General features: G+C 67.2%; 29 protein-coding genes. 15 read left to right on the forward strand and 14 right to left on the reverse strand.

Annotation, left to right across the window (positions count from 1 at the left end):
- Positions 1–10 precede the first annotated feature (10 nt).
- The 6 genes from ACSQ14_RS00880 to ACSQ14_RS00905 form a co-directional block, all read right to left on the reverse strand.
- Positions 11–478, reverse strand: a complete 468-nt coding sequence (locus ACSQ14_RS00880; RefSeq protein ID WP_436008786.1) for a hypothetical protein — start codon at positions 476–478, stop codon at positions 11–13.
- Positions 479–1,078, reverse strand: coding sequence for a response regulator (locus ACSQ14_RS00885; protein WP_436008788.1), 600 nt, complete (start codon positions 1,076–1,078; stop codon positions 479–481).
- Positions 1,079–1,261: 183 nt separating this feature from the next.
- A complete protein-coding gene (gene leuB / locus ACSQ14_RS00890; RefSeq protein WP_436008790.1) occupies positions 1,262–2,314 on the reverse strand; it encodes a 3-isopropylmalate dehydrogenase in 1,053 nt (350 codons plus the stop codon).
- Between the two features lie 254 nt (positions 2,315–2,568).
- Complete coding sequence (gene leuD, locus ACSQ14_RS00895) at positions 2,569–3,180, reverse strand: 3-isopropylmalate dehydratase small subunit (RefSeq protein WP_436008792.1); 612 nt, start codon at positions 3,178–3,180, stop codon at positions 2,569–2,571.
- Between the two features lie 164 nt (positions 3,181–3,344).
- Positions 3,345–4,754 (reverse strand): 3-isopropylmalate dehydratase large subunit, encoded by a 1,410-nt coding sequence (gene leuC / locus ACSQ14_RS00900; RefSeq protein WP_436008794.1) that lies wholly within the window; start codon positions 4,752–4,754, stop codon positions 3,345–3,347.
- A gap of 96 nt (positions 4,755–4,850) precedes the next feature.
- Complete coding sequence (locus ACSQ14_RS00905) at positions 4,851–5,714, reverse strand: acyl-CoA thioesterase (protein ID WP_436008796.1); 864 nt, start codon at positions 5,712–5,714, stop codon at positions 4,851–4,853.
- A gap of 106 nt (positions 5,715–5,820) precedes the next feature.
- Here ACSQ14_RS00905 and trmD point away from each other — a divergent pair, with 106 nt between their 5' ends.
- From trmD to ACSQ14_RS00920, 3 genes are all read left to right on the forward strand, one after another.
- On the forward strand, positions 5,821–6,531 hold the full coding sequence (trmD, locus tag ACSQ14_RS00910; RefSeq protein ID WP_436008798.1) for a tRNA (guanosine(37)-N1)-methyltransferase TrmD: 711 nt from the start codon (positions 5,821–5,823) through the stop codon (positions 6,529–6,531).
- A 20-nt stretch (positions 6,532–6,551) separates the two neighbouring features.
- Positions 6,552–6,953, forward strand: a complete 402-nt coding sequence (gene rplS / locus ACSQ14_RS00915; RefSeq protein ID WP_436008800.1) for a 50S ribosomal protein L19 — start codon at positions 6,552–6,554, stop codon at positions 6,951–6,953.
- A gap of 254 nt (positions 6,954–7,207) precedes the next feature.
- The gene (locus ACSQ14_RS00920; protein ID WP_436008802.1) at positions 7,208–7,339 is read left to right on the forward strand and encodes a hypothetical protein; all 132 of its coding nucleotides are present in this window, start codon (positions 7,208–7,210) and stop codon (positions 7,337–7,339) included.
- Here the strand turns inward: ACSQ14_RS00920 and rimM are convergent.
- The 4 genes from rimM to pyrF form a co-directional block, all read right to left on the reverse strand.
- Positions 7,318–7,854, reverse strand: a complete 537-nt coding sequence (rimM, locus tag ACSQ14_RS00925) for a ribosome maturation factor RimM (protein ID WP_436008804.1) — start codon at positions 7,852–7,854, stop codon at positions 7,318–7,320. The genes ACSQ14_RS00920 and rimM overlap by 22 nt on opposite strands.
- Positions 7,855–7,935: 81 nt before the next feature.
- Complete coding sequence (gene rpsP / locus ACSQ14_RS00930) at positions 7,936–8,436, reverse strand: 30S ribosomal protein S16 (RefSeq protein ID WP_436008806.1); 501 nt, start codon at positions 8,434–8,436, stop codon at positions 7,936–7,938.
- A 26-nt stretch (positions 8,437–8,462) separates the two neighbouring features.
- A complete protein-coding gene (gene ffh / locus ACSQ14_RS00935; RefSeq protein WP_436008808.1) occupies positions 8,463–9,986 on the reverse strand; it encodes a signal recognition particle protein in 1,524 nt (507 codons plus the stop codon).
- Between the two features lie 404 nt (positions 9,987–10,390).
- On the reverse strand, positions 10,391–11,080 hold the full coding sequence (gene pyrF / locus ACSQ14_RS00940) for an orotidine-5'-phosphate decarboxylase (RefSeq protein ID WP_436008810.1): 690 nt from the start codon (positions 11,078–11,080) through the stop codon (positions 10,391–10,393).
- 92 nt (positions 11,081–11,172) lie between these two features.
- Here pyrF and ACSQ14_RS00945 point away from each other — a divergent pair, with 92 nt between their 5' ends.
- A complete protein-coding gene (locus ACSQ14_RS00945; protein WP_436008812.1) occupies positions 11,173–11,865 on the forward strand; it encodes a MarC family protein in 693 nt (230 codons plus the stop codon).
- A 152-nt stretch (positions 11,866–12,017) separates the two neighbouring features.
- Here the strand turns inward: ACSQ14_RS00945 and ACSQ14_RS00950 are convergent, their stop codons facing one another.
- The gene (locus ACSQ14_RS00950) at positions 12,018–12,818 is read right to left on the reverse strand and encodes an SDR family NAD(P)-dependent oxidoreductase (RefSeq protein ID WP_436008814.1); all 801 of its coding nucleotides are present in this window, start codon (positions 12,816–12,818) and stop codon (positions 12,018–12,020) included.
- 202 nt (positions 12,819–13,020) lie between these two features.
- On the opposite strand from ACSQ14_RS00950, the gene ACSQ14_RS00955 reads away from it, so the two are divergent.
- The 3 genes from ACSQ14_RS00955 to ACSQ14_RS00965 all read left to right on the forward strand — a co-directional run bounded on the left by ACSQ14_RS00955 (position 13,021) and on the right by ACSQ14_RS00965 (position 16,581).
- A complete protein-coding gene (locus tag ACSQ14_RS00955) occupies positions 13,021–14,940 on the forward strand; it encodes a potassium transporter Kup (protein WP_436008816.1) in 1,920 nt (639 codons plus the stop codon).
- A 1-nt stretch (position 14,941) separates the two neighbouring features.
- On the forward strand, positions 14,942–15,283 hold the full coding sequence (locus ACSQ14_RS00960) for a hypothetical protein (protein WP_436008818.1): 342 nt from the start codon (positions 14,942–14,944) through the stop codon (positions 15,281–15,283).
- Positions 15,284–15,348: 65 nt separating this feature from the next.
- Entirely contained in the window at positions 15,349–16,581 is a 1,233-nt protein-coding gene (locus ACSQ14_RS00965; RefSeq protein WP_436008820.1) for an argininosuccinate synthase, read from the forward strand.
- 65 nt (positions 16,582–16,646) lie between these two features.
- Here ACSQ14_RS00965 and ACSQ14_RS00970 read toward each other — a convergent pair whose 3' ends face one another.
- On the reverse strand, positions 16,647–16,850 hold the full coding sequence (locus ACSQ14_RS00970) for a KTSC domain-containing protein (RefSeq protein ID WP_436008822.1): 204 nt from the start codon (positions 16,848–16,850) through the stop codon (positions 16,647–16,649).
- Between the two features lie 120 nt (positions 16,851–16,970).
- Here ACSQ14_RS00970 and ACSQ14_RS00975 point away from each other — a divergent pair, with 120 nt between their 5' ends.
- The 3 genes from ACSQ14_RS00975 (at position 16,971) to ACSQ14_RS00985 (ending at position 18,730) form a co-directional block, all read left to right on the forward strand.
- Entirely contained in the window at positions 16,971–17,378 is a 408-nt protein-coding gene (locus ACSQ14_RS00975; protein WP_436008824.1) for an MAPEG family protein, read from the forward strand.
- Between the two features lie 40 nt (positions 17,379–17,418).
- Positions 17,419–18,048 carry a LysE family translocator gene (locus ACSQ14_RS00980; protein ID WP_436008826.1) on the forward strand — a complete coding sequence of 210 codons (630 nt, stop codon included), beginning with the start codon at positions 17,419–17,421 and terminating at the stop codon, positions 18,046–18,048.
- 94 nt (positions 18,049–18,142) lie between these two features.
- Positions 18,143–18,730, forward strand: a complete 588-nt coding sequence (locus ACSQ14_RS00985) for a CC0125/CC1285 family lipoprotein (protein WP_436008828.1) — start codon at positions 18,143–18,145, stop codon at positions 18,728–18,730.
- Between the two features lie 42 nt (positions 18,731–18,772).
- Here the strand turns inward: ACSQ14_RS00985 and ACSQ14_RS00990 are convergent, their stop codons facing one another.
- A complete protein-coding gene (locus ACSQ14_RS00990; protein WP_436008830.1) occupies positions 18,773–19,078 on the reverse strand; it encodes a cysteine rich repeat-containing protein in 306 nt (101 codons plus the stop codon).
- A gap of 521 nt (positions 19,079–19,599) precedes the next feature.
- On the opposite strand from ACSQ14_RS00990, the gene ACSQ14_RS00995 reads away from it, so the two are divergent.
- From ACSQ14_RS00995 to ACSQ14_RS01005, 3 genes are all read left to right on the forward strand, one after another.
- Positions 19,600–20,823 (forward strand): tyrosine-type recombinase/integrase, encoded by a 1,224-nt coding sequence (locus ACSQ14_RS00995; RefSeq protein ID WP_436008832.1) that lies wholly within the window; start codon positions 19,600–19,602, stop codon positions 20,821–20,823.
- A 79-nt stretch (positions 20,824–20,902) separates the two neighbouring features.
- Positions 20,903–21,103 (forward strand): hypothetical protein, encoded by a 201-nt coding sequence (locus ACSQ14_RS01000; protein ID WP_436008834.1) that lies wholly within the window; start codon positions 20,903–20,905, stop codon positions 21,101–21,103.
- A gap of 228 nt (positions 21,104–21,331) precedes the next feature.
- A complete protein-coding gene (locus ACSQ14_RS01005) occupies positions 21,332–22,822 on the forward strand; it encodes a hypothetical protein (protein WP_436008836.1) in 1,491 nt (496 codons plus the stop codon).
- A gap of 151 nt (positions 22,823–22,973) precedes the next feature.
- Here the strand turns inward: ACSQ14_RS01005 and ACSQ14_RS01010 are convergent, their stop codons facing one another.
- Positions 22,974–23,462, reverse strand: coding sequence for a hypothetical protein (locus ACSQ14_RS01010; protein WP_436008838.1), 489 nt, complete (start codon positions 23,460–23,462; stop codon positions 22,974–22,976).
- A 96-nt stretch (positions 23,463–23,558) separates the two neighbouring features.
- Here ACSQ14_RS01010 and ACSQ14_RS01015 point away from each other — a divergent pair, with 96 nt between their 5' ends.
- Together ACSQ14_RS01015 and ACSQ14_RS01020 are read left to right on the forward strand one after the other, a co-directional pair.
- Entirely contained in the window at positions 23,559–23,765 is a 207-nt protein-coding gene (locus ACSQ14_RS01015; RefSeq protein WP_436015315.1) for a helix-turn-helix domain-containing protein, read from the forward strand.
- Positions 23,766–24,651: 886 nt separating this feature from the next.
- Positions 24,652–25,593 (forward strand): peptidoglycan-binding domain-containing protein, encoded by a 942-nt coding sequence (locus ACSQ14_RS01020; RefSeq protein WP_436008840.1) that lies wholly within the window; start codon positions 24,652–24,654, stop codon positions 25,591–25,593.
- Positions 25,594–25,631: the final 38 nt, after the last annotated feature.

The following is a 25,631-nucleotide window of genomic DNA, read 5'->3' on the forward strand; positions in this document are numbered from 1 at the left end:
CTTCGTCCGGTTACGCCTCGCCGAAGCGGGCGCTGACCTTGTTGAGCCCGGCCAGCACCGCCTGGGCTCCGGCCGGCGGCAGCTCGGTGCTGATCAGCAGGCGCCAGGCGCGCAGGTGCACGCCGACCGCCTCGGCCTCGTAGCGCTGATGGGTGTTCAGGTGGTCCAGCAGGTCGCACAGGCTGTGCAGCGCGACGTCGACGCTGCCCGCGCCACAGACGTCGCCCAGGCCGATGCCGCGCACCGCGGCCTGGTAGAGCGCGGTGACGCCCGCCTCGTCGTAAGCGGGGCCGAGGCCTGCGAACACCTTCTCGGCCGCCTCCAGCAGCTCGTGCAACTCGCCCATGCACATCGGCTTCAGCGTGGCGAGGTTGCTCTGGGCCGCCTCGATCGCCTCGGCCACCGGCAGGCCGCCGGGCGTCTTCAGCTGCTGCGCCAGCCGCTGCTTGGGGACAGTGAAACGGGCGGTGGTGGCCATCTAGTTCTCGATCTCGACCGATTCCGCGTCGGGGGCGCCTGCGGCTTCCACCTCGGCGTGACCCTGCGGCAGGGGCGTGGCGGTGAAGTCCTCGCGCCGGCGGCCCTTCATGTCCTTGGGCGGGCCGACGTTGCGGAACCGGCGATCCGGGCCGACGTAGGTGTCGGAGAACAGGAACTTCCGGCCCTCCTTCGACGACCAGATGACCCGCTCCAGCACGGTGATCGGCGGGAACGGCTTCTTGATGATGATGTTCGCGCCGCAGTCGCGCGCCCGTGAGATCTGGCTGCGCGGCGTGTGCGAGGTGGTCATCAGCACCGGCGTGTAGCAGTTCGGCTCGCCGGCCTCGCGGCGCATCCATTCGACGAAGTCATAGCCCTCGCCGCTCGGCGCCAGGCTGTCGACGATCGCCAGGTCGATCTGATTGCCTTCGACGGCCAGCCGCGCGCTCTCGAGGTCGGTGCAGCGGTGCAGCGTCTTCGCCCCCAGGCCGGTGACGATCTGCACCAGGATCGTCATGCCGAGCGGCGTGGCGTCCAGCAGCAGGACCGAGGAGTCCTTCAGGTTGAAGCGAGCGCGGGATGTCGGATCGAGACCCATGGCTAGCCGGCCCGCCGTTCTTCGAACGATCGGCCGTCTACGCTCGTGTTCGCGGTACGCGACACCGGCTTCCCCCCGCACCCATGACAATCCGGCCATCGAGCCAGATCGCGGTTAACAGCGGCTTTCCGCGGGGGGACTTGGGCGGGGGTGCTGCGACCTCAGGCCGCGGGCTGCGCCCCCTCAGAGCGCGGCGATGACCGCGTCGCCCATCTGCGCGGTGGTCAGCTGGCCGCCGATGTCCGGGGTACGGGCGCCGCCTTCCAGCGCCTTCACCACCGCGGCGAACAGCCGGTCGGCGAGTTCGCCGCGGCCGAGCGACCAGCGCAGCGCCATTTCGAACGACAGGATGGCGGCCAGCGGGTTGGCGATGCCCTTGCCGGCGATGTCCGGGGCCGAGCCATGGATCGGCTCGAACAGGCCGGGCGCGCCGGGGACGCCGAGCGCCGCCGAGGGCAGCAGGCCGAGGCCGCCGGTCAGCTGCGAGGCCTCGTCGGAGAGGATGTCGCCGAACAGGTTGTCGGTGACGATCACGTCGAACTGCTTGGGCGCGCGCACCAGCTGCATGGCGGCGTTGTCGGCCAGCATGTGCTCCAGCTCGACGTCGGCGAACTCGCGCTGGTGCAGGTCGGTGACCACCTCGCGCCACAGCAGGCCGGAGTCCATGACGTTGGACTTCTCGCAGCTGGTCACCTTGTTGCGCCGGCCGCGGGCGAGCTCGAACGCCACCCGGGCGACGCGCTCGATCTCTGCGGTGGTGTAGACCTGGGTGTCGACGGCGCGCTTGCCGCCTTCCGGCAGCTCCTCGATGAACCGCGGGCTGCCGAAGTAGATGCCGCCGGTCAGCTCGCGCACGATCATCAGGTCGAGGCCCTCGACCAGATGGCGTTTGAGGCTGGAGGCGTCGGCCAGCGGGGCGAAGCACAGCGCCGGCCGCAGGTTGGCGAAGACGTTCATGCCGGCGCGCAGCGCCAGCAGGCCGGCTTCGGGGCGCTTGTCGCGCGCCACGCCCGCCCACTTCGGGCCGCCGACCGCGCCCATCAGCACCGCCTTGGCGGCCTTAGCCGCGGCCAGGGTCTCGTCGGTCAGCGGGCTGCCGAACTGGTCGAAGCTGCAGCCGCCGAAGGCGCGCTCTTCGATCGCCAGCTCCGGGGCCAGCTTGGCGGCCACCTTGCGGACCTCGCCGATGACTTCCGGGCCGATGCCGTCGCCAGGCAGGAGAAGCAGGTCGGTCATGGGAAGCGCCCCCGAAGGTCCGTTGAAGTGCGCGGACGTCCTAGGCGAAGCGGAGCCCCATGCAAACCCCTTCTACCTCCCTCGCGCAGCGGGGGAGGGGGACCGTGCGCCGAAGAGCGCATGGTGGAGGGGGCGAGCCGCGCGCAAGGTTGCGCAGCTGCGAAAGCGGAATGTCAGAAACGAGGTGGCGACGCCGCGTCTGCGGCTTGCCCCCGCCACCACCCGCTCTGCGGCGGGGGGAGGTAGGATAGTGCTTACGCCCCTTCGAGCCAGGGCTGGGCCAGCGCCCGCTTCATCTCGTAGACGTCGATCGACTTTTCCCGCTCGAGCGTCTCGCCGATGGCGTCGAGGCCCTTGAGCATCTTCTCTTTGCGCTGCGCGTCGATCTCGAAGCGAAAGGCCTTGCCCGACGGCGAGGTCACCGTCTGGCTCTCCAGGTCGACGGCCATCACGTGGTTGCCGCCCTTGGCCTCGTCGGCCAGCGCCTGGACCTCGTCGGCCTTCAGCACCACCGGCAGCAGGCCGTTCTGGAAGCAGTTGTTGTAGAAGATGTCGGCGAAGCTGGTGGCGATCACGCAGCGGATGCCGAAGTCCATCAGCGCCCACGGCGCATGCTCGCGCGACGAGCCGCAGCCGAAGTTCTCGCCGGTGACCAGAATGCCGACGCCCTTGTACTCCGGCCGGTTGAGCACGAAGTCCGGCTTCTCGACGCCCTGCTCGTCGAAGCGGTAGTCGAACAGCAGACCCTTGCCCAGACCCTCGCGCTCGACGGTCTTGAGGAACTGCTTGGGGATGATCTGGTCGGTGTCGATGTTGGCCAGCGGCAGCGGCGCGGCCTTGGCGTCGAGGCGGATGAAGGCTTCCATGCTAGTGTCCCGAATCCGAAGTTCGCATGGGGTTGTGGAGGGCTCGGTCGAACTTCGGATTCGACAAGGACACTAGCCACTCCTTGATTGCTAGCGTGCTTCTTCGGATCTGAAGTTCGCTGCGGGGTCTGACCCAGTCGTCGGCGAACTTCAGATCCAGCACGCTACAGGTATTCCCGGACGTCGGCGATATGGCCGGCGATGGCGGCGGCGGCGGCCATCGGCGGGCTCATCAGGTGGGTGCGTCCCCCGCGGCCCTGGCGGCCTTCGAAGTTGCGGTTGGAGGTCGAGGCGCAGCGCTGGCCCGGGGTCAGCCGGTCGGGGTTCATGCCCAGGCACATCGAGCAGCCCGGCTCGCGCCATTCGAAGCCGGCGGCCTTGAAGATCGCGTCCAGGCCTTCCTCTTCCGCCTGCGCCCGCACCAGGCCGGAGCCCGGCACGACCATGGCGCGGACGTGGCCGGCGACCTTGCGGCCTTCGGCGATCTTGGCGGCGGCGCGCAGGTCCTCGATCCGGCTGTTGGTGCACGAGCCGATGAACACCACGTCGACCTTGGCCTCGGTGATCGGCTGACCGGCCGCAAGCCCCATGTACTCCAGCGCGCGTTCAACTGCGGCGCGCTTGTCCGGCGCGGCGTAGGCGGCCGGGTCCGGCGCGCGGTCGGTGACGGCGATCACGTCCTCCGGCGAGGTGCCCCAGGTGACCAGCGGGGTGATCGTCGCGGCGTCGATCGTCACCTCGCGGTCGAAGACGGCGTCGTCGTCGGAGAAGAAGCTCTTCCAGTAGTTGAGCGCCATCTCCCAGGCGCCGCCCTTCGGGGCCGCCGGGCGGCCCACGAGGTAGTCGAAGGTGGTCGCGTCCGGCGCCACCAGGCCGGCGCGCGCGCCCGCCTCGATGGTCAGGTTGCACAGCGTCATGCGGCCTTCCATCGTGAGGTCGCGGATCGCCGAGCCGGCGTACTCGATGACGTAGCCGGTGCCGCCGGCGGTGCCGATCTCGCGGATGATGGCCAGCGCGATGTCCTTGGCGCCGACGCCGGGGGCCAGCTCGCCCTCGACGGTGACGCGCAGGTTCTTGGCCTTCTTCTGGCGCAGGGTCTGGGTCGCCAGCACGTGCTCGACTTCCGAGGTGCCGATGCCGTGCGCCAGCGCGCCGAACGCCCCGTGGGTCGAGGTGTGGCTGTCGCCGCAGACGATGGTCATACCCGGCTGGGTGCGGCCCTGTTCGGGCCCGACGACGTGGACGATCCCGTTGCGGATGTCGCCCATCGGGAAGAACTCGATCCCGTTGTCCTTGACGTTCCGCGCCAGCGTCTGCAGCTGCAGTCGCGCCTCTTCGTCGGCGACCTTGTCGATGCCAAGCTCCTGACCTTCGGTCGGCACGTTGTGGTCGGCGACCGCCAGCGTGCGGTCGGGCCGGCGCACGGGCCGATGGGCGGCGCGAAGGCCTGCGAAGGCCTGCGGCGTCGTCACCTCGTGGATCAGGTGCAGGTCGATGTAGAGGATCGCTTCGCCGTCCTGTTGGTCGACGACGTGGGCGTCCCAGATCTTATCGTAAAGCGTCTTACCGGACATGGCCGTGCATCTAGGTGTTCGCCCCCGCCCGCGTCTAGTGCGACGACGCGGCAAACGCCTGGATTGCGGCGGTTTTCGCACCCTTCCGGGGAGCGCCTAGCCCGGATGCTCGCCGCGCCAGCGGATCAGGCCTTCCTGGGCGCAGGAGGCGACCAGCGTCCCGTCCTGGCGGTAGATGGTGCCGCGGTTGATCCCCCGGCCGCCCGAGGCCGAGGGGCTGTCCATCTCATAGAGGTGCCACTGGGCGAAATCGGTCGGCCGGTGGAACCACATGGCGTGGTCGAGGCTGGCGCCCTGCAGGTGCGGCGAGTGCCACAGCGAGCCGTGCGGCCTGAGGGCCGTCGCCATCAGGCCGAGGTCGGAGGCGTAGGCCATCGCCACCTGGTGCCAGACCGGATCGTCGCCCAGCGGATGGCGCACCCGGAACCAGGCCCGCTGATAGGGCGGCAGCTTCTGGCCTGGCGGCGCGTCGAGCGGGATGTCGGCGAAGCGGATGTCGATCGGGTTCACGTAATCTTCGGGCCGCGGCGGCGTCGCCCCGAGTTCGGCCTCCATCCGCCCGAAGGTCTCCGACAGCCCGGGCAGGCCCTCGGGCGCAGGCGTCGCGGGCATCTCGGCCTGATGGTCGAAGCCCTCCTCGGGGACCTGGAAGGAGGCCGCGAAATTGAAGATCTGCCGGCCATGCTGGATCGCCACGACCCGCCGGGTGGTGAAGCTGTGCCCGTCGCGCGAGCGGTCGACCTCGAAGATGATCGGGATTTTCGGGTCGCCGGGGCGGATGAAGTAGCAGTGCAGCGAGTGGCAGACCCGTCCTTCGACCGTGGCGTAGGCCGCCAGCAGAGACTGGGCGATCACCTGGCCGCCGTAGATCCGGCCGGACCTGGAGGCGGGGGTCGTTCCGCGAAACAGGTTCACCTCGAGCGGCTCGAGCTTCAGGGCCTCGCGGAGGTCGATCTCCATGGCGCGAACGCTCCCTTTGCAGCCGGCGACCCTTAACCGCTTACGCGCGGGCCCAAGGGCGGGCAAGGCTTGACGCCGCGGGCCCGGGCAGGGCCAAGGAGGCCGCATGTCCTTCGACGTCGCCGTGCTGACCATGTTTCCCGAGGCCTTTCCGGGCCCGCTCGGCGTCTCGCTGATCGGGACCGCCTGGCGCGAGGCCGGCCTTTGGTCCTTGGAAACGGTGGACATTCGGGGGTTTTCCAAGGATAAGCGCGGCTTCCTCGACGACACCCCTGCGGGGGGTGGTCCAGGGCAGGTCATGCGGGCGGACGTCATCGCCTCTGCGCTCGACAGCGTGGAGCGCAATGGGCGGCCGCTTTTGTACATGAGCGCCCGGGGTCGCCCGCTCACCCAGGAGCGGGTGCGGACGTGGTCGACGGCCCCCGGGCTGATCGTCCTGTGCGGCCGGTTCGAGGGCGTGGATCAGCGGGTGCTCGACGCCCGCGGGTTCGAAGAGGTCGCCGTGGGCGATGCGGTCCTGGCCGGAGGCGAGGCCGCCGCGCTCGTGACGATCGAAGCGTGCGTAAGGCTCGTGCCCGGCGTGTTGGGCCAGCCCGAGAGTTTGAGTGAAGAGAGTTTCGAGGACGGGCTCCTCGAGCATCCGCAGTACACCCGACCGCGGACGTTCGAAGGGCGCGATATTCCCGATGTGCTGCTCAGCGGCCACCATGCCGAAGTGCGGAAGTGGCGGCAGGCGCAGCGGGAAGTGACGACGCGGGAGCGGCGGCCGGACTTGTGGGCGCAGCGTCTCGCCAATCAACAGGCAAAGGGCGAGTAAAGCCCGTAAGGATCAAGACCATGAACGTGATCGAACAACTCCGTCAGGAAGAGGCCGAGCGCCTCCTCGCCGCCCGCAAGATCCCGGAATTCCGCCCGGGCGACACCGTGCGCGTCAACGTGCGCATCAAGGAAGGCGAGCGCGAACGCGTTCAGGCCTATGAGGGCGTCTGCATCGCCCGCGCCGGCCAAGGCGTCGACGAGAATTTCACCGTCCGCAAGATCTCCTTCGGCGAAGGCGTGGAACGTCTGTTCCCGATCCTGTCGCCGAACATCGAATCCATCGAAGTGAAGCGCCGCGGCGTCGTCCGTCGCGCCAAGCTCTACTACCTGCGCGACCGTCGCGGTAAGTCGGCCCGGATCGCCGAGCGCCAGATCTCGGCGCAGCCGAAGGCCACGGCGGAGACCCCCTCGGAAGGCTGAGCCCTGCCGAAGGTCTGAAGTTCAAGACGGCGGCCGCGGCGACGCGGCCGCCGTTTTGCGTTTGCGTGGCAGATCCACCGCTCGTCCCCGCGAAAGCGGGGATCCAGGTTTTTTGCGTTGTCGCGCTACAGACCGTCCGCAACAAAAAACGCCTGGGTCCCCGCTTTCACGGGGATGACCGGAGCAGGGGAAGTGAATCTCGGAACCGCTGCGCGGCGCAGCGGTTCTCCATCGGCCAGCAGGAGAGCTTGCCGATGTCGTACGTCCTGACGTTCAGGCGCCGTCGCGAGCCTGAGGAGCCGCACGCCGCGGTTCTCTATTTCGGATTGATCGCCGCCACGGGCTTCGTGGCCGGCTGGGTCGCTCAGGCGCTGGGCGTCTTCTGATCGTCTTCGACTTCGATTTCGTCGGGACGGACTGCGATCAGCGTCCGCTCGGCCAGCCGCACCTCGGGCACGGCTTCGCGGGTGAACGGCAGGTACCAGCTCGCGCCTTGCGGCGGCTGGATCTCCAGCAGGTCGCCGGCGCCGAAATCCTGCACGCTGCGGACCACGCCGAGCGCCTCGCCCGCGGGCGTCACCACGGCCAGGCCGACCAGGTCGATGAGATAGAATTCGTCCTCGTCCGGCGCCGGCAGCGCCGCGCGCGGGACGTAGAGCTGCAGGCCCCGTAGGGCTTCGGCCTGTTCGCGGGTCTCGACCTCGCGGACGCGGCCGACGACCCCGCCCTTGGCCGGCCGGGCGCTGGTCAGTGTCAGGCCCGGCGCGCCGGTCTCACGCAGCAGGTCACGGTAGCCGAGCAGCGCCATCGGATCGGCGGTGTAGGCGGTCAGCCGCACCTCGCCCTTGACGCCGAAGGCGCCGGCGACCCGGGCGACGAGGATTAGGCTGTCTGAACTCAAGATCGCGGCTCTCGGCGGAAGAGGCGATGACCCTGATCCGTCATCCCGGCGATCGCCAGGATGACGGACAGGATAGGCGGTTTAGGCCTGCTCTTCGCTGGCCGGAGCTTCGGCGGCCGGAGCTTCTTCAGCGGCGGCTTCGACCGGAGCTTCTTCCACGGCGGCCGGCTCTTCCGCCGGGGCGGCGGCGGCGGCGGCGGCGGCTTCAGCAGCAGCTTCAGCCGCGGCGGCCGCAGCGGCGGTGCGGTCGGCTTCACGCTGGGCGCGCTCTTCCACGCGTTCCTTGGCCTTTTGGCCCGGCTCGCCCTTCTTCGGGTTGTTGCTGGCTTGCCACTGGACCAGGCCTTGCTTGCCGAGCTCGCGCGCGACGCGGTCGGTCGGCTGGGCGCCCTTCTTGATCCACTCCTGGATCCGCTCGACCTTGAGCACGACGCGGTTCGGGTCGTCCTTCTTCAGCAGCGGGTTGTAGGAGCCGACCTTTTCAATGAAACGGCCGTCGCGGGGCGAGTGGCTGTCGGCGACGACGATCGAGTAGTACGGGCGCTTCTTGGCGCCGCCACGGGCGAGACGGATCTTCAGCATTGGAGGGGTCCTCTTAGTCTTTCAGTCTATTTCTTGAAGGGGTTGAAGCCGGGCGGCAGGCCGCCCAGGCCAGGAAGCTTGAGGCCGCCGCCGGGACCGCCGGGTCCCTGCAGCTTGGCCGCGAGCTGCTCCATTTCTTCTGGCGAGGGCATCTTGCCGCCGCCCAGCGCCTTGAGCTTGGACATGTCCATGCCGCCCGGCGCGCCGCCGCCCAGCATGGAGGCCATCTGGGCGAAGCCCTTGCCGCCGTTCTTGCTCATCGCCTTGAAGGCGTCGGCCATCTGCCGGTGCTGCTTCAGCAGGCGGTTGACCTCGGCCACGTCGACCCCGGCGCCGCCGGCGATCCGGCGCTTGCGCGAGGCCTGCAGCACGTCGGGCTTCTTCCGCTCGGCCTTGGTCATCGAGGAGATGATCGCCAGCTGCCGGTCGATGGTCTTGTCGCTGATGCCGGACTGGGCGATCTGCTTCTTGGCCTTCTGCACGCCGGGCAGCAGGCCCATCAGGCCTTCCATGCCGCCCATCCGCTTCATCTGGCGGAACTGATCGGCCAGCATGTCCAGGTCGAACTGGCCCTTGGCCATCTTCTTGGCCATGGCCTCGGCCTGGGCCAGGTCGAGGTCCTGGGCGGCCTTCTCGACGAGCGCGACGACGTCGCCCTGGCCGAGGATCCGGCCGGCGACCCGACGGGCGTCGAAGGCGTCGAGCCCGTCGATCTTCTCCGACACGCCGAGGAACTTGATCGGCAGCCCGGTGACCGCGCGCATCGACAGCGCCGCCCCGCCGCGGCCGTCGCCGTCGGCCCGGGTCAGCACCAGGCCGGTCAGCGGCAGGCGCTCGTGGAACGCCTTGGCGGTGCGCACCGCGTCCTGGCCGGTCAGGCTGTCGGCGACCAGCAGGGTCTCGGAGGGGGTCGAGATCTTCGCGATCTCGGCCGCCTCGTTCATCATCGCCTCGTCCAGCGTGGTGCGGCCGGCGGTGTCGAGCAGGACGACGTCGTAGCCCTGCAGCTTGGCCGATTGCAGCGCGCGGCGGGCGATGTCCGGGGCCGTCTGGCCGACGACGATCGGCAGGCTGTCGACGCCCGCCTGGGTCGCCAACGTCGCCAGCTGCTCCATCGCCGCCGGGCGGCGGGTGTCGAGCGAGGCGACCAGCACCTTCTTGCGCTCTTTCGACAGGCGCAGCGCCAGCTTGGCGGTGGTGGTGGTCTTGCCCGAGCCCTGCAGGCCGGCCATCAGAATGACCGTCGGCGGGTTCAGCGACAGGTTCAGCCCCTCGGGCTCGCCCTCGCCGCCGAGCATCTCGACCAGGCCGTCGTAGGTGATCTTCACCACCTGGTCGGCGGGCCGCACCGAGCGGATCACCGCCTCGCCGGTGGCCTTTTCCTTGGCCTTGGCGATGAACTCGCGCACCACCGGCAGCGCGACATCGGCCTCGAGCAGCGCGACGCGGACCTCGCGCAGCGCCTCATCCACGTCCTTTTCGGACAGCACGCCGCGCCCGCCGAGGCGGTCGAAAACGCCGGATAGCCGTTCTGTCAGTGCGTCGAACATGCAGATCCCTGTCCGCAACCCGCGGATGCGAGCTGCGCGTTTTTCTTTTTCCCGGGCCGCCGCACGCGGCGACCCTTGGGCCCAAACGCGATCGACCCCCGTGGACGATCACGTCGACGGGGGGCCTCGCCGCCCTCGTCCCATATGGTGATGGGGGTCGTGGCGGTGGAGGGCGCTGACCGAGGTTGCGCCAGAAGGGCGCGCTTATGCGCCTGTGGAGAACTTTGGTCAAGAATGGAGGGGCAGGACCCCCGAGCTGTCATCCCGGTTTTCGCGCCAGCGAAAGACCGGGACCCAAGAACACGATGCTGACCGGACGGCCTCGGCGACGCCGCGCTCAGCCGTCGACGTCGGTGTTCTTGGATCCCGGACAGCCGCTGCGCGGCTTCCGGGAGAGGAAGGGCCTATGACCCGGCCATCTCTGCGACCACCTTCAGCGCGGCGGCCTGCGGATCTTGTGCGGCGGTGATCGGCCGGCCGCAGACGATGTGGCTGGCGCCGGCCTTCAGGGCCTCGGCCGGGGTGGCGGCGCGGGCCTGGTCGTTCTTCGCCGACCAGTCGGGGCGCACGCCCGGCGTCACCACCAGGAAGTCCGGCCCGCCGATCGACCGCGCCAGCTCGGCCTCCAGCGGGCTGGCGACCACGCCGTGAATGCCGGCGGCCAGCGCTTGGCGGATGCGGCGCTCGACCAGCGCGCGGGCGGTCTCGGCGTAGCCGATCTCGGTCAGGTCGGCGTCGGTCAGGCTGGTCAGCACGGTGACGCCGAGGATCTTCAGGCCGGAGCCGGCGCAGCCGCGCGCGGCGGCGGCCATCACCTGCGGCTCGGCGTGCACCGTCAGCAGGTCGCAGCCGGCGCCGGCGAGGGCGGCGGCGGCGCGCTCCACCGTCGCGCCGATGTCGTGCAGCTTCCAGTCGAGGAACACCTGCTTGCCCTCGGCCTTCAGCTCGCAGGCCAGCGCCATGCCGTCGGTGGCGAACAGCTCCAGGCCGACCTTGTAGAAGCTGACCGTGTCGTCGAGCCGGGCGACCAGGGCGCGGGCCTCGTCGGCGGTCGGCACGTCGAGGGGCACGATCAGGCGAGGGTCGGCGCGCATGGCGGCGGCTCCGGGCAGGGCGCGGGCTCAGGACCTGCCCTTCAGGGCTTGGCCTCAGTGCGGCGCGCGGGGTTTTGGGCTAAGACCGCTGCATGAGCCAGGCGGACTTTGCGGTCAACTTCTTCGTCGCGTTGTTCGCCCTGATCGATCCGCTCGGCAACGTGCCGGTGTTCGCCGCGGCGACCGCCGGCGCGCTGCCGCGGCAGCGGGCGCAGATCGCCCTCTATGTCTCGCTGTTCGTGCTCGGCTTCACGACCTTCTTCTATTTCTCCGGCGTGGCGCTGCTCGAGTTCTTCGGCATCTCGCTGCCGGCGTTCCGCATCGCCGGCGGGGTGATCCTGTTCCTGATGGGCCTGCAGATGGCCCGGGACGACTTCACCGCCACCTTCGCCGAGGCCGCCGACGCGCCGGAGGCCGGGGCCGGCGGCCGGTCCTACGCTAGGCGTCGGTTCGAGCGGCTGATCGTGCCGTTCGCCATGCCGCTGCTGATCGGCCCGGGGGCGATCTCGACGGTGGTCATCTTCTCCAGCCAGGCGCGCGTCTTCGGCCTCGCCGGCGCGGCGATCGGCGTGGCCGTGATCGCCGCGGTCAGCGTCTGCACTCTGCTGTCGTTCCTGGCGACCCCGCTGATCAGCCGGCTGCTCGGGCGGATCGGCCTGACCATCGTCGTGCGGGTGCTGGGCCTGATCCTCTGCGCCATGGCCGTGCAGTTCATCCTCGGCGGGATCGCCGAGTCGACCGTCGACTTCATCCGCCCGGAGGCGGCGACGCCCTACGCGAAGTAATTCTGAGCTGTCATCCCGGAAGCCGCGCAGCGGCTGTCCGCGACCCAAGAACACCGCGCAGCAGGACCGTCACCGCCACGGCGGCTACCACCTCAGTCAGCGTCCTTGGGTCCCGGTCTTCGCTTTCGCGAAACCGGGATGACAGTGGGGGTTCAGGCCTTGCGGAACTTCGACCCCTGGGCGCGCATGACGGCGAGCGCCAGCGAGTCCGGGACCAGCTTCGCCGCTGCGCAGATCAGCTTGTAGGTCACGCCGGGGATGCAGATCGCCCGATTGGCCTCCACTGCGCGCCAGCCGGTCTCGGCGACGGCGTCGGCCTGCAGCCAGGCCCAGCGCGGGGTGGCCGCGGTGATCTGCGCGCGGCTGCCGTTGACGTCGTGGAACTCGGTGTAGGTGAAGCCGGGGCACAGCGCGCTGACGTGCACGCCGTGGGGCGCGCCCTCCAGGTGCAGGCTCTGGGAGAATTTGATCATCAGGCTCTTGGCCCCGCCATAAAGCGTGTGGCCCGCCGCTCCCGGGATCAGTCCGGCCACCGAAGCGACGTTGACGATCCGGCCGTAGCGCCGCGCGACCATGCCGGGCATCAGCTTGTGCGCCAGCTCGCAGGGCGCGGTGACCATCAGCTGCAAGAAAGCCTGCTGGTCGGCCCAGGCGGTCTGGGCAAAGGCGCCGGGCAGGCCCCAGCCGGCGTTGTTGATCAGCACGTCGACCGGCCGGTCGTAGGCGGCCAGCTGGTCGAGGACCTGCTGCACGCCCTCGGGCCGGCTCAGGTCGCCGGGGGCGACGATCGATGCGGCCTCGTAGCGATGGCGCAGCTCGGTGGCCAGCTCGTGCAGCCGCTCGGTGCGCCGCGCGCTGAGCGCCAGGTCGTAGCCGCGCGCCGCCAGCGTGCGGGCGAAGGCCGCGCCGATCCCCGCCGATGCGCCCGTGACCAGCGCCAGTCTCCGCTCCATCCGCCTCTCCTTCGCCCGCCGCTCACAAACCCCGCCCGCCGCCGCCTGTACAGGCCCCAGCGCAAGCCGCAGCAGAGGTCGTTGACGGAACCGTAGCGGTTGGGTCCCATTGAACGGGGACGTGATTGCGTGTATCGCGCCGGCCGCGTGACGGCATCGTGCCGCCCGGGAGCCGATCCCTTCGGGGCTCCGGAGAGACTGGATGGCTGACCAGGCCGGCGTTGCTCCCACCGCCTCGGACGAGGCTGGGGGGCACGCACCTTCCGAAAGCTTCTGGGCCCTGGCGCTGGGTTCGATGGGCGTCGTATTCGGCGACATCGGCACCAGCCCGCTCTACGCCATGCGCGAGGCGCTGCATCACACGCGCGCCAGCATCTCGCCGGAGCTCGCGGTGCTGGGCGTGGTCTCGCTGGTGACCTGGGCGCTGATCCTGATCGTCACGGTCAAGTACGTCGTCTTCCTGATGCGGGCGGACAACAAGGGCGAAGGCGGGACGCTGGCGCTGATGGCGCTGGCCCAGCGCTCGCTCAGCAAGCGATCGAGCTTCGTCTTCTTCCTCGGGGTGATCGGCGCGGCGCTGTTCTACGGCGACGGCATCATCACCCCGGCGGTGTCGGTGCTCAGCGCCGTCGAGGGCGTCCGCGACGCGCCCGGCGCGCCACAGGGCGTCGGCGACTGGGTGCTGCCGATCTCGGCGGGGATCCTGATCGCCCTGTTCCTAGTGCAGTCGCGCGGCACCGCCAGCGTGGCCAGGTTCTTCGGCCCGATCACCGCGGCCTGGTTCCTGGTGATGGCCGGGCTCGGCATCTACCACATCTTCGACGACCCCTCGGTGTTCCGGGCGCTGTCGCCGCACTACGGCGTCATCTTCCTGATCGACAACGGCTTCCTGGGCTTCGTCATCCTCGGCAGCGTCTTCCTCGCCGTCACCGGCGCCGAGGCGCTCTATGCGGACATGGGCCATTTCGGCAAGAAGCCGATCGAGGCGGCCTGGGTGTTCATGGCGCTGCCCTGCCTGCTGCTGAACTACCTCGGCCAGGGCGCGCTGGTGCTGGCCCATCCCGAGGCCCGGGCCAATCCGTTCTTCGACATGATTCCGCAGGCGATCTACTGGCCGGTCCTGCTGCTGGCGACGACCGCCGCGATCATCGCCAGCCAGGCGGTGATCACCGGGGCCTTCTCGATGACCCAGCAGGCGGTGCAGCTCGGCCTGTTCCCGCGGATCGACATCCGCCGGACCTCCGAGACCCAGGCCGGCCAGATCTTCGTGCCGCAGGTCAACACCCTGCTGCTGATCGGCGTGCTGGTGCTGCTGGTGATGTTCCGCACCTCGTCGAACCTCGCCGCCGCTTACGGCATCGCGGTGACCGGGGCGATGTTCATCGACACCCTGCTGTTCTTCGTCATCGTCCGCTATTTCTGGAAGAAGCCGACCTGGGTGGCCGCCGTCGCCGCCGGGGGCTTCGGCCTGCTCGACGTGGTCTTCATCTCGTCCAACCTGCTGAAGATCCCGCAGGGGGCCTGGATGCCGCTGGTGCTGGGCGCGGGCCTGGTGGTGATCATGTGGACCTGGGACCGCGGCACCCACATCCTCGCCGAGAAGACCCGGCGCGACAGCGTGCCGTTGTCCGAGCTGTCCGAAATCCTGCGGGTGCGCGCGCCCTATCGCGCCCCGGGCTCGGCGATCTTCCTGACCTCCGACCCGGACACCGCGCCGGTCGCGTTGATGCACAATCTCAAGCACAACAAGGTGCTGCACGAGAAGAACATCATCCTGACGATCGAGACCGCCGAGACGCCGCGGGTGCGCGACGAGGACCGGATCCGCATCGAGCCGGTGAACGAGGACTTCAAGAAGGTCATCATCACCTACGGCTTCATGGAGAGCCCGAACGTGCCGAAGGCGCTGACCTTCTGCCGCAAGCTCGGCCTGAAGTTCGACATCATGGCCACCAGCTTCTTCCTGGGGCGGCGTTCGGTGGTGCCGTCGGCCCAGTCCGGCATGCCGCTCTGGCAGGACAAGATATTCATCTTCCTGATGAAGAACGCCGCCAACCCGACCGACTTCTACAAGATCCCGCCCGGCCGGGTGGTCGAGCTCGGCACCCAGGTGACCGTCTAGGATGGTCTGGTCCTACGCCGGCGACGCGCTGTGGGTGCTCGCGCTCACCATCATGTTCGGCGCTTCGCGCCAGGCCTGGCGGCGCATTCCGCCGGGGGTGAAGCCGCCGCTGATGGGCGTGCGCCTGTCGCGCGGCCTGGTGCTTTGGTCGCTGCCGGGCTCAGCCTTCATCTTCAGCCTGCTGCTGCTCTATGAGGCCCGCAAGTGGAGCGAGGATGCGGACCTCGCCTTCATCCTCTTCGGGGTGCGCGCCGTCTCGGCCTCGCTGCTGGCGCTGTTGCACCTGCGCTGGCTGGGCGATGCGATGCAGGCCCTGGAGCGCGAAGGCCAGCTTAAGCCTTGAACCGCGGGGCTGCGTGTCCTTAAAGGCGCGCGAACGCTCCTCATTCCACTTCAGGACCCCGATCCATGGCCGACAAGTCCGTCAAGAAGGTCGTGCTCGCCTACTCCGGCGGCCTCGACACCTCCATCATCCTGAAGTGGCTGCAGACCGAGTACGGCGCGGAGGTCGTCACCTTCACCGCCGACCTCGGCCAGGGCGAGGAGCTGGAGCCGGCGCGCAAGAAGGCCGAGCTGCTCGGCATCAAGCCGGAGAACATCTTCATCGAGGACCTCCGCGAGGAGTTCGTCCGCGACTACGTGTTCCCGATGTTCCGGGCCAACACGGTCTACGAGGGCCAGTACCTGCTCGGCACCTCGATCGCCCGCCCGCTGATCGCCAAGAAGCAGATCGAGATCGCCCGCAAGGTCGGCGCCGACGCGGTCTGTCACGGCGCCACCGGCAAGGGCAACGACCAGGTCCGCTTCGAGCTCGGCTACTATGCGCTGGAGCCCGACATCCGGGTGATCGCGCCGTGGCGCGAGTGGGACTTCAAGAGCCGCGAGGCGCTGATCGCCTTCGCCGAGCAGCACCAGATCCCGATCGCCAAGGACAAGCGCGGCGAGAGCCCGTTCAGCGTCGACGCCAACCTGCTGCACTCCTCCTCGGAAGGTAAGGTCCTGGAGGACCCGGCCGTCGAGGCGCCGGAGTTCGTGCACCAGCGGACGATCGCGCCGGAGGACGCGCCGGACGCGCCGACGGTCATCACCATCGACTTCGAGAAAGGCGATCCGGTCGCCATCGACGGCCAGAAGCTGTCGCCGGCGGCGCTGCTGACCAAGCTCAACGAGCTCGGCCACGACAACGGGATCGGACGCCTGGACCTGGTCGAGAACCGCTTCGTCGGCATGAAGTCGCGCGGCGTCTACGAGACCCCGGGCGGGACCATCCTGCTCGCCGCCCACCGCGGCATCGAGTCCGTCACCCTCGACCGGGGCGCCATGCACCTCAAGGACGAGCTGATGCCGAAGTACGCGTCGCTGGTCTACAACGGCTTCTGGTTCTCGCCGGAGCGCGAGATGCTGCAGGCGGCAATCGACTACAGCCAGGCGATGGTCAGCGGCCAGGTGCGGGTGAAGCTGTACAAGGGCAACGTCACCGTCATCGGCCGCACCAGCCCGTACTCGCTGTACGACCAGGAGCTGGTGACCTTCGAGGAAGGCGCCGTCGCCTACGACCACCGCGACGCCGCCGGCTTCATCAAGCTCAACGCCCTGCGTCTGCGCGGCCTGGCCAAGCGCGACCTGAAGACCGGCAAGTAAGCGTCTCCGCCGCCGCTCGTCCCCGCGAAAGCGGGGATGACCGGGTGGGGGGGCGGAGGGGCGCCTCACCCCAGCTTCGCGTACCGATACCGGTCTCGGATCTCCAGCTGGAAGAACCGCCCCTTCGAGTCCGCCTCGAGGAAGGCGCGATGCACTTCGCCGGGCACGCCGACGTAGGCGTAGCGCTGGCCGCTGACGAAGGTGACGTGCAGCCGGCGGCGGCGCGTGTCGTAGCCGATGGCGTAGATCGCGCTGGATTCGACCTGCACCCTGGGCTCCGTCGCACCTCGCCGGCTCCAAGCCGTCGCGTCGCGGGGAGTTCCCATCCCGCGGACGTTGCGCCAAGCTCCGCCGTCGCGCCGGGGGCGGCGCAAGGGAGGGGACACAAGATGCAACCGCATATCTGGCCGGGGCTGGTCTCGCTCGCGGCGGTGTTGGTGCTGTTGGGCATGGGGATCAACGTCGGCCGCGTCCGGCACAAGATCGGCATCATGGCCCCGGCGATGACCGGCGATCCGAAGCTCGAGCGGGCGATCCGCGTGCACTACAACACCCTGGAATGGCTGCCGGTCTTCCTGGTCGCGCTGTGGCTGTTCGCACTGTCCTGGAGCGATGCAGTGGCCGCAGGCCTGGGCGCGGTCTGGATCGTCGGCCGGCTGCTCTACGCCCAGGGCTACATGGTCGACGCCTCCAAGCGGGCGCCGGGCTTCGTGATCCAGGCGCTGGCGACCCTGGTGCTGCTGTTCGGCGCGGCCGGCCGGCTGATCTACCTGCTGGCCGCCGGCGCGACCGCCTGACGTCTCGACGGCGCGGCCAAGCGGCGGCACAGAGCGCGCCATGCAACTGCCCGTCGATCCGGCCCGGTTCGGCGCCTACCTGAGCATCACCGCGGTGATGACGGCGGCGCCGGGCCCGGCCAACCTGTTCGCGATGGCGCTCGGCGCCCACCGCGGCCGCGCCGCGGTGCTGGCCGGGGTGGCCGGCATGAACAGCGCCAACGTCGTCTGGTACGCCGCCGCGGGCCTCGGCCTGGGGGCGCTCGCCCTGGCGTTTCCCGCGGTCTTCCACGCCCTCGCCTACGCCGGGGCGGCCTATGTGGCCTGGCTCGGCCTGCAGGCGCTGTGGGCGGCCCGAGCGGGGGGCGACCCCGCGGCCCATGCGCCGCGCACCGCCGGCCGCTCGGCCTTCCGCGACGGCTTCCTGGTGCAGATCTCCAATCCCAAGGCGCTGCTGTTCATCACCGTGGTGCTGCCGCCGTTCATCGATCCGGGGCGGCCGGTTGGCCCGCAGATCCTGCTGTTCGCCACGGTCGGGATCGCCGGCGACGTGGCCGCCATGACCGCTTACGGCTTCAGCGGCGCGGCGATCGCCCGGCGCATGCGCGAGCCGCAGTTCCGGCGGGCCTTTTCCGCCTTCACCGGCCTGCTGCTGATCAGCGCCGCAGCGCTCATTGCGATCCGTGGCTAAGCCGGCCTTCACCACAGCAACTACAATTGCCGCGAGGTGTTTGTCGGAATAGCGTCACTTTCGAGGGACGTCCTCGCTGAGATCGGAACTAACAATGGCCAAGAGAACAGCCGCGCTGGCCGTCGCCGCAGCCTTGGCGGTTGCGCTTGCGGGCTGCGCCACGCCGACCCCTTACCAGCCAAGTACTCCGGGCAAGTCCTCTTCGGGCGGGTATTCGGAGATGCGCATCGAGCCGAACCGCTGGCGCGTCACCTTCGCGGGCAACAGCCTCACCTCCCGCCAGACGGTCGAGGGCTACCTGCTGTTCCGCGCCGCCGAACTGACCACCCAGCAAGGCTTCGACTGGTTCTCGATCGTCGACCGCAACACCGAGCGCGACACCCGCACCTACATCGACCCAGACCCCTTCTATTCGCCGTGGTACGGCCCCTACGGCTACTGGCGGCCGTCCTGGCGCTATTGGGGCGGCGGCCCTGGCTGGAACACCTGGGATCCCTACTGGGGCGGTCCGTTCTGGGCCGACAGCTTCGACGTCCGCACCGTCGAAAAGTTCGAGGCGACCGCCGAGGTCTTCATGGGCAAAGGCGCCAAGCCGGCCGAAGACCCGCGCGCGTTCGACGCCCGCCAAGTGGTCGCCAACCTGCAGCCGCGGATCCAGTACCCCGCGCCGCCGAAGAAGTAGGCCGCGCGGGCCGGCGAGCCCGCGCGTCGCTTCCGCAGGCGATTAGTTGGGGGGCGCGGGCTTGGCGCCGCCGCTGGACATCTTGCTCGCCTCGGCGGTCTTCATCGCCTGCTTGCAGCCCGGCGAGACCTTGGCGGCGTTCTCGCGCAGACATGCGACGATCTTGCCGCCGCCCGGCTGGACCGTCGGGCATAGCGTCTTGACGTCGCCGGCGCAGGCCTGGCGCACCGCGCCGGACATCTCGGCCTGTTGCGCCGCAGCCGCGGTCGCCGCGACCAGGAAGACCAGCGCCCCGGCGGTGGCGGCGTAGTGCGCGAGGCGGTGCGGGCGCAGGATCTGGACCGTCATTGCATACCTCCGTCGGCGACGCGCGCGCGGGGGAACCGGGCGCGGCCATCCTCGAGATGGCGGGAATTCGCCATGGGGTCCGTCGCATTCCGAAAAGCGTGGCGAACGGGCGCCTGTCCGCGACGGACGGTGGTCCGCGTAAAACACGCGAAAGCGGGAAGCCTTCCCGCCGGGCGCGTCAGGCGCCGTGGATGTGAAGAGGGCGCCTAAAAGCAAAAACGCCGCCCCGAAGGACGGCGTTTTGGGGGTCTCGAAATTTGGAGCGGGCGAGGCGATTCGAACGCCCGACCCCAACCTTGGCAAAGTCGGGTAAGCGCGTTCATGGCGTTATCCCCGTCCATACCGTCACCATAGGGCCTCCACGAAGAAAAGGCGTGTGTTTATAGCGGATAGGAGCTGCCACCAGCTTTTATCAGCGTTTGGAGTGGGGGCTGAGTGGGGTGGCATCACCTTGACCGTTAAGGGTTCCCTGGCCATTATTAGGGCATTCCCCACAATTCGGGGCTGCACGAGGGGGCTGAATGAAAGACGTTCGTCGGCGTGGTCGCCCAGCGCGATACGCTCACTTTGAGGCCCTGCATCAGTCGCTCGTGCCGGGGCAGAAGAAGCGTCCGACCTACGTTCACGGCATCGGCCTTTTCCGTGGTGAGCGCGGGACCACGGCTTGGGTCAAGATCTCCCTCCGTCGCGCCAACACCTACAAAGGTCGCTCCTATTCGGCGGGGTCAGCCTTGGAAATCAAGCTCGGTTCCCTGGACTCTTGGTCATGGGAGCAGCTTGAGCAGCAGCATCGTGACCTTCAGGGCAGGGCTGACCGAGGCGAGCCGTTGGAAGAGGCGCAGACGGTCACGTTCGCTGCCCATGCCGGCGAGTGGCTTGAGCTGAAGAAGCCGGTTCTCAAGAGCTACGGCATCGCGGCCGGGCATGTCGCCAAACACCTGAACCCCACGTTCGGGGCTAAGGCTCTGACCGACATCGCTGTGGCTGACGTTGACCGGTGGGCCGCCAAGCAACGGAAGACCTACAAGCCGGGGGCAGTGCAGCGGCAGCTCACGACCTTCAAGGCGATCCTGAATCACGCCCGGAAATCTGGGCTTATCGAGCGGAGCCCTGCTGCCGACATGGAGCCGATCCGTGGAGCCGAGGCGCGCCAGCGGTTCCTCACTGAGGAGGAGCTCAAGGTCGTGCTGAAGGCCGCGCGTGAGCTGGAAGAGGCCGCAGACGGTCGAGAGAAATATCGGACCAACCAGATTAAGGGGTGGCTGACGGATTTCGTCCTGTGGGCGCTTCATTCCGGAATGCGACGCGGCGAGATCTTGAGTCTCAGGTATGGGGACCTTCGATCGGTGCCGAATGGCGGCCTGGTGGCTGTGCTTCAGAAGACCAAAGGCGGTTCGCCTCGGGTGGTCAGCTGCACTGACGAGATGAAGGCGATTGCCGAGAGGCTGAAGGAGGTCCGACGTGAGCCGGGGGACGACCGCCTGTTTCCCGTCTCTCTCACGACCGCCAAGCGCAAGCTAACCAAGCTGTGGCGCTCTTGCGGCCTCGAGGATGTCCGGTTACATGACTTCCGTCGTACCCATGCCACTAGGCTTGTCGGGGCCGGCATAAACATGCGCGAGGTTGCGGGCCGGCTTGGCCATCGTGATCTCAGCATGCTGGAGAAACACTACGCCGTCTTCTCGGGAGATGAAGCGGCGTCGCGAGCAGCGCAGGAGGCTTTCGGCAGTATCGCAAAGACTTAAGCGAACTACCTAAACCCCATTCCCTTACGAGCCAGGGCAGGCGGCTCCAACATTCTCCCCAGCAGCATGGGCTGCCTCCATGAATTCACCACTCCTCTATCGCGACCGCGACGTCGCGAAGCTTATCGGCATGTCTTCCAGTTGGGTGCGCGGCCAGCGTCACCTCCGCAGGCACGGCAAAGAACACGTGCTTGCGCTTGATCCGGTCCTCATCGGCTCCACACCGCTCTATCCGGCGGATGAGCTGCTGAAATGGGTCGCGGAAGTTAAGGCGCGCTGACTGTCAACGGCGTGAGCGCTTAGGTCGCCGCTCCAATTCCGTGCATGCAGCTCGGAACGGGAAGGCTGCGGTCTAATCGCTCACGTCAAGCGCGGCGCGCCTGAGAGTCTGATCGCTCTATCATCCAACTAAATCACTGATTTTATTCAGCTAGGCCTTGGCTTGGCGCAGGAGCGGGCGTGGCGGATTACGCCCCTCGCTTCGCGCTGGATGAGGCGTGGATCCGACATGACCAAATCAAAATACGACTACACCGCAGCTTGCTTTCCGGCCGAAGGGCAACCGCTCAATCCCCCTTCTGTCTTTGATCTCGACCATTGGGCGGAGTGCGACACACCTCAGTTCGAGCAGCTGGTGGCGATCGTCTCAGAGCGCATGCAGGCCGCACAGCCAGTCCAGCGATGGCGCAAGGGCCGGAGCGACAATCTCCGCCTGCTGCTGTGCAATTTCATCCAGAACCATAATCGGAGGCCGGGGCGGGGCACGAGATTCTATGCCTCGCCTCGCTACTACTCAGGGCAAACCCATTATCGGCCGGCCTTCGTGAGCGCGAAGATCATCCCCGAGGTCGTGAAGGCCTTGGTGGCCGCAGACCTAGCTTTCCATCTGTTGGGCAAGTGGGACGTTGTGGGGGCCGACAGCACGATGTCCCAGGCCGGTCCTCGCCCTGAGCTCATCAGCCTTTGGGAGCAGCTTGGCGTCACCCGAGAGATGGTGAAGCCCTCTCCGAGCCGGCCGTTGATCGAGCTCCGCTCCAAGAAGAGGAAGGGCAAGAACGGCAGGAAGACCTATGACCTGGTCGAACCACCCGCACTGCGGACCCCGGTTGGTGCGCAGCTTTTTTTGATGCGGCATCACCTGAAGCTCATCAACGCGCATTTGGCCAAGTTTGAGCTATGGGTTCCCGACGAGGCCCGCCGTATCGAGGACGAAGCCTATGAGCGGTGGTCGCTTGATGACGGCTGCTGGCGGCGTGCGGAAGCCAACGAGACGTGCCGCTGGATCGACTTAGCCGACAAGCAGCTCCGGCGCGTCTTCAACGACGTTGATCCGCAGACCCATAACCTCGACCGGGGCGGGCGGTTCTACGGCGGCTGGTGGCAATCCATACCCAAGTCGTACCGCTCCCAGATCACCATCGACGGCGAGCCCACGGTCGAGCTGGACTACGCGTCCTTTCACCCGAGGTTGATCTATCACCGGCGGGGGATCGACTATCGCGAGGATCTCTACGAGCTCGGCTGTGCGGCTCAGATGGCGCCGGGTTTCGATCGCGAGAAGCTTCGCAAGGCGGTGAAGGTCCTATGGCTTGTGGCCCTGAACTCGGGGCCTAGGAGCCTGGCAGCTGTCCGGAGGGCCGATCGTGCAGAGGTGCTCGCGAACTGGGGCATTGAGCTGCCCGACGACGTGCACCCCTCTGAGGTGATGGACTGGATTAGGGGCGAACACGAGGCGGTTGCGGCAGACCTCGGAGCTGGAGTGGGGCTGCGCCTGCAGACCCTCGATGCGGACCTCTGCCGAGCCATTTTGCTGCATGGCGTGAGGGAAGGGGTTCCGATCCTACCGGTCCACGACAGCTTCATCGTCCGGCGGGATGACGAGCAGATCCTTCGGGACCTGATGACCCTCCACTATCAATCCAGCTTTGGTTTTGAACCGAAGATCGAGAGAAAGGGAGGCTCTTCGATTAAGGAACCTGACCTAAGTGGTTCCATCTGAAAAGAGGTTGGTTTCAATGGCCCCTGTTGATTGGGGAAAAGAATATCAATTCACTCTTAGTTCACCTGGCTAATGGTGAAGGATAACTAATGATGGAGAGGGCGAGGCTGAATTGAACCATCCAATCGCCCTCTACCATTAAAGGGAACCCTTAAGGGGCAGGCACAGGTTCATCCGCCTCCGCTGCCAAGGCGTCGTCTGCCTCCTCGATTCTGTCGAGCAACGCGTGATGGGCCTCCCGCACCGATTGGCAGAGACCGGCAAGCCGCGAGTTCATGACGTCGGGGACCATGTGGGCCACCGTTCGACCGATCTGGTTGACGATGTGATTGCCTTCACCGGGAGAGACAAAAACCTCGCCATCGAGGCCCGCGTAGAGCCTGTTGATCATGAAGCACTGGGCGTGAGCTTTGTCGGGACCTTGCGCCTGGAACCACGCCCAGGCCTCATCCCACTTCTGAGCAATCTCGCCACCCCATTCCCGCATCAGGGCCTGGATCACGAGGAATGTGCCGTTGATCGTAGCGGTCTCCTGATCCGTGAAGGAGAAGGGGTCCTTCGGCTGAGTCGGCCGGATCATCTCCAGTGTCACACTGTCGAGCGGATTGACGCGCGCACGTTTCCTGAAGAGTCCGAACATGCCTCACCCCCGCTATTGAAGCCCAGCGCCATGAAATGACACGACTGGTGGACAGCGCAAGCCTAAGCCTTAGCCCTAACTCCACCCGTGGACGTGGTGCGGACATTGGGGCGAAACGTTCGTCTTGAGAGGACGCGTCTCGGCATGTCCCAGGAAGAGCTTGCGCACGAAGCCGGCATGAAGCGCAGCTACCTGAGCGATTTGGAGCGGGGTACCCGCAATCCGACTGTTAGGGCGCTGGGAAGGCTCGCCCAAGCCCTCGGTGTCCCACCTTCACGCCTTCTCCAGGAAGCCGACGCTTAGCTCTTCGGACTCGATCCAGCCCTCATGTTCCGTATATGTTCCATATTCGGAGAGGGTCATGGGTAGTCGGAATCCAGATCGAGTGTCGTTGGCCTACCGGCGGCGCAAGTGCGAAACGGTGGCGCAGATGCTCGACCAGCAGTGGGAAGTGTTGGCTAGGTGCGCCGCTTGTGGGCTCCTGACGCATGTCGACCTCAAAGCGTTGTGCCAGGTGCGCGGCCAAGCCTTCAGCCTCTGGAACCGGAAGAGTCGCTGCAAGCGAGTGGGGTGTGGAGGCGTCGTCGCTTTCCAAGCCAAAGCTCCCGGCATGAATTGGCACGAGCCGCTGGATGCACCGTGGCCGGGGGAGAGATCCTGATGGAAAGGCGGGAGGTCGTTGATCGGTTTGCTGCCGGCATCGTCGTTGCCTTCGCGTGGCATGGCGCGGCCTTCGCAGACCCCTGCAAAGCGATCCCCGACCGTGGTCCTTTGCCGTCCGAGCTGCAGCATCAGGCGCAGTTTTCCGGTCCCGTTGTCTACGTTGGCGACGGCGACAGCTTCTGCGTAGACGTGAGCAGGGGCCGTGGATCCGGGTCGTCGTGGGTCGAGGTTCGCCTCGCGAGCTTCTATGCGCCAGAATTGCACGAACCCGGAGGTGGAGCGGCGAAGGCGCTCCTCGCAAGGGCGCTCAAAGGCAAGGTTGCATCGTGTCGCGCCATGAAGCGCAGCTATGATCGGGTTGTCGCCCAATGTGCCGTGGAGGGTCGCGATTTGGCGGCTCAACTCCGACGTTGGGGAGGTCGAGAGGGGGGGCGAGGTTATTCGCTCCTACCTTGAGCAAGCTGCCGCAACCCCATTCGTCAATTCCGTAAGCTTAGGTATGTAGACCTGAGGTAGGGAGGGCGACATGGCCGAATTCGAGCCTGAGGAAAGGCGGGAGCTGTTCATAAAAGTTTGGGGCCATTCAGCGCTTCAGACTCGCCGTCCTCCTCAAGCGCCAACGGCCTCAACGATAAGTCGGCTAGATAAGTATCCCCCATTCGACCAGCGCGGCTTCGATGTGACGCGCGGGCGAATGATCGAAGCGTCGGGGCTCGACCGGAGTTTGGCCCGGCTCACTGCGGATCTTTTCGCCCATTGGGAATCCGGCCTGCGCCGCGCCGCGGCAGCTTTTGGCGAGGCCGGTCCGCCGCTTGGATTGCGCGAGCAATTGTTCGTTCCGTTCAGAGGCGAACTTCTCATGACTACCGCGAGTGCGCCCCTGCAAGGGCTCATGGCGCGTGGGGGGTTTGCGTTCCGTGAACAGCTCTATGACGAACGCATTCTTCTGGGTCGGCTAACAGCAAGTGACCGCGTGATTGCCGAGCTATACCTTTCGGACATTGTACTTGCTCCAGGCTCTCTCAACTTCTGGGGAGCGCTACAATTTCTTGTCGGCACCGGTGTTCTAACTTCCGTTATTTTGTCTTGTGCATCGCCGTTTGTGGGTGACTGGCATAATGATCTTCAGTGGAATAGCCGAATTGAGCAGGTGGTCGAGGGCGGTGTGTGTCGCGCCAGCTTAGATGCAATTGCGGATATCTCGCATTTGAGAAGAATGTCATCAGAAGATTTAAATCCAGATGTCCAAGGCTTAAGTCCAGATGAGAGATCTAAAAGAATTTGTCTGATACAACTTCTGCTGCGACTAAATGGTTTTAGTCCAGGTCCTATTGACGGCGTTGATGGATTCATGACGAAGCAGGCCGAGCGAGAATTCGCTAAGTCACATCATTTGCGGCCGAGTCAGATTCGAACCCGACCCTATTTTGATGCCCTCCTCGACGGCGTTCAGCACGACTGGAAATGAGCGGCTCTTGCGGTCGGGTTGGGTCTGGGCATCAGTTC

Source organism: Phenylobacterium sp. LjRoot219, assembly GCF_964252995.1.
Classification (GTDB): Bacteria; Pseudomonadota; Alphaproteobacteria; order Caulobacterales; family Caulobacteraceae; genus Phenylobacterium.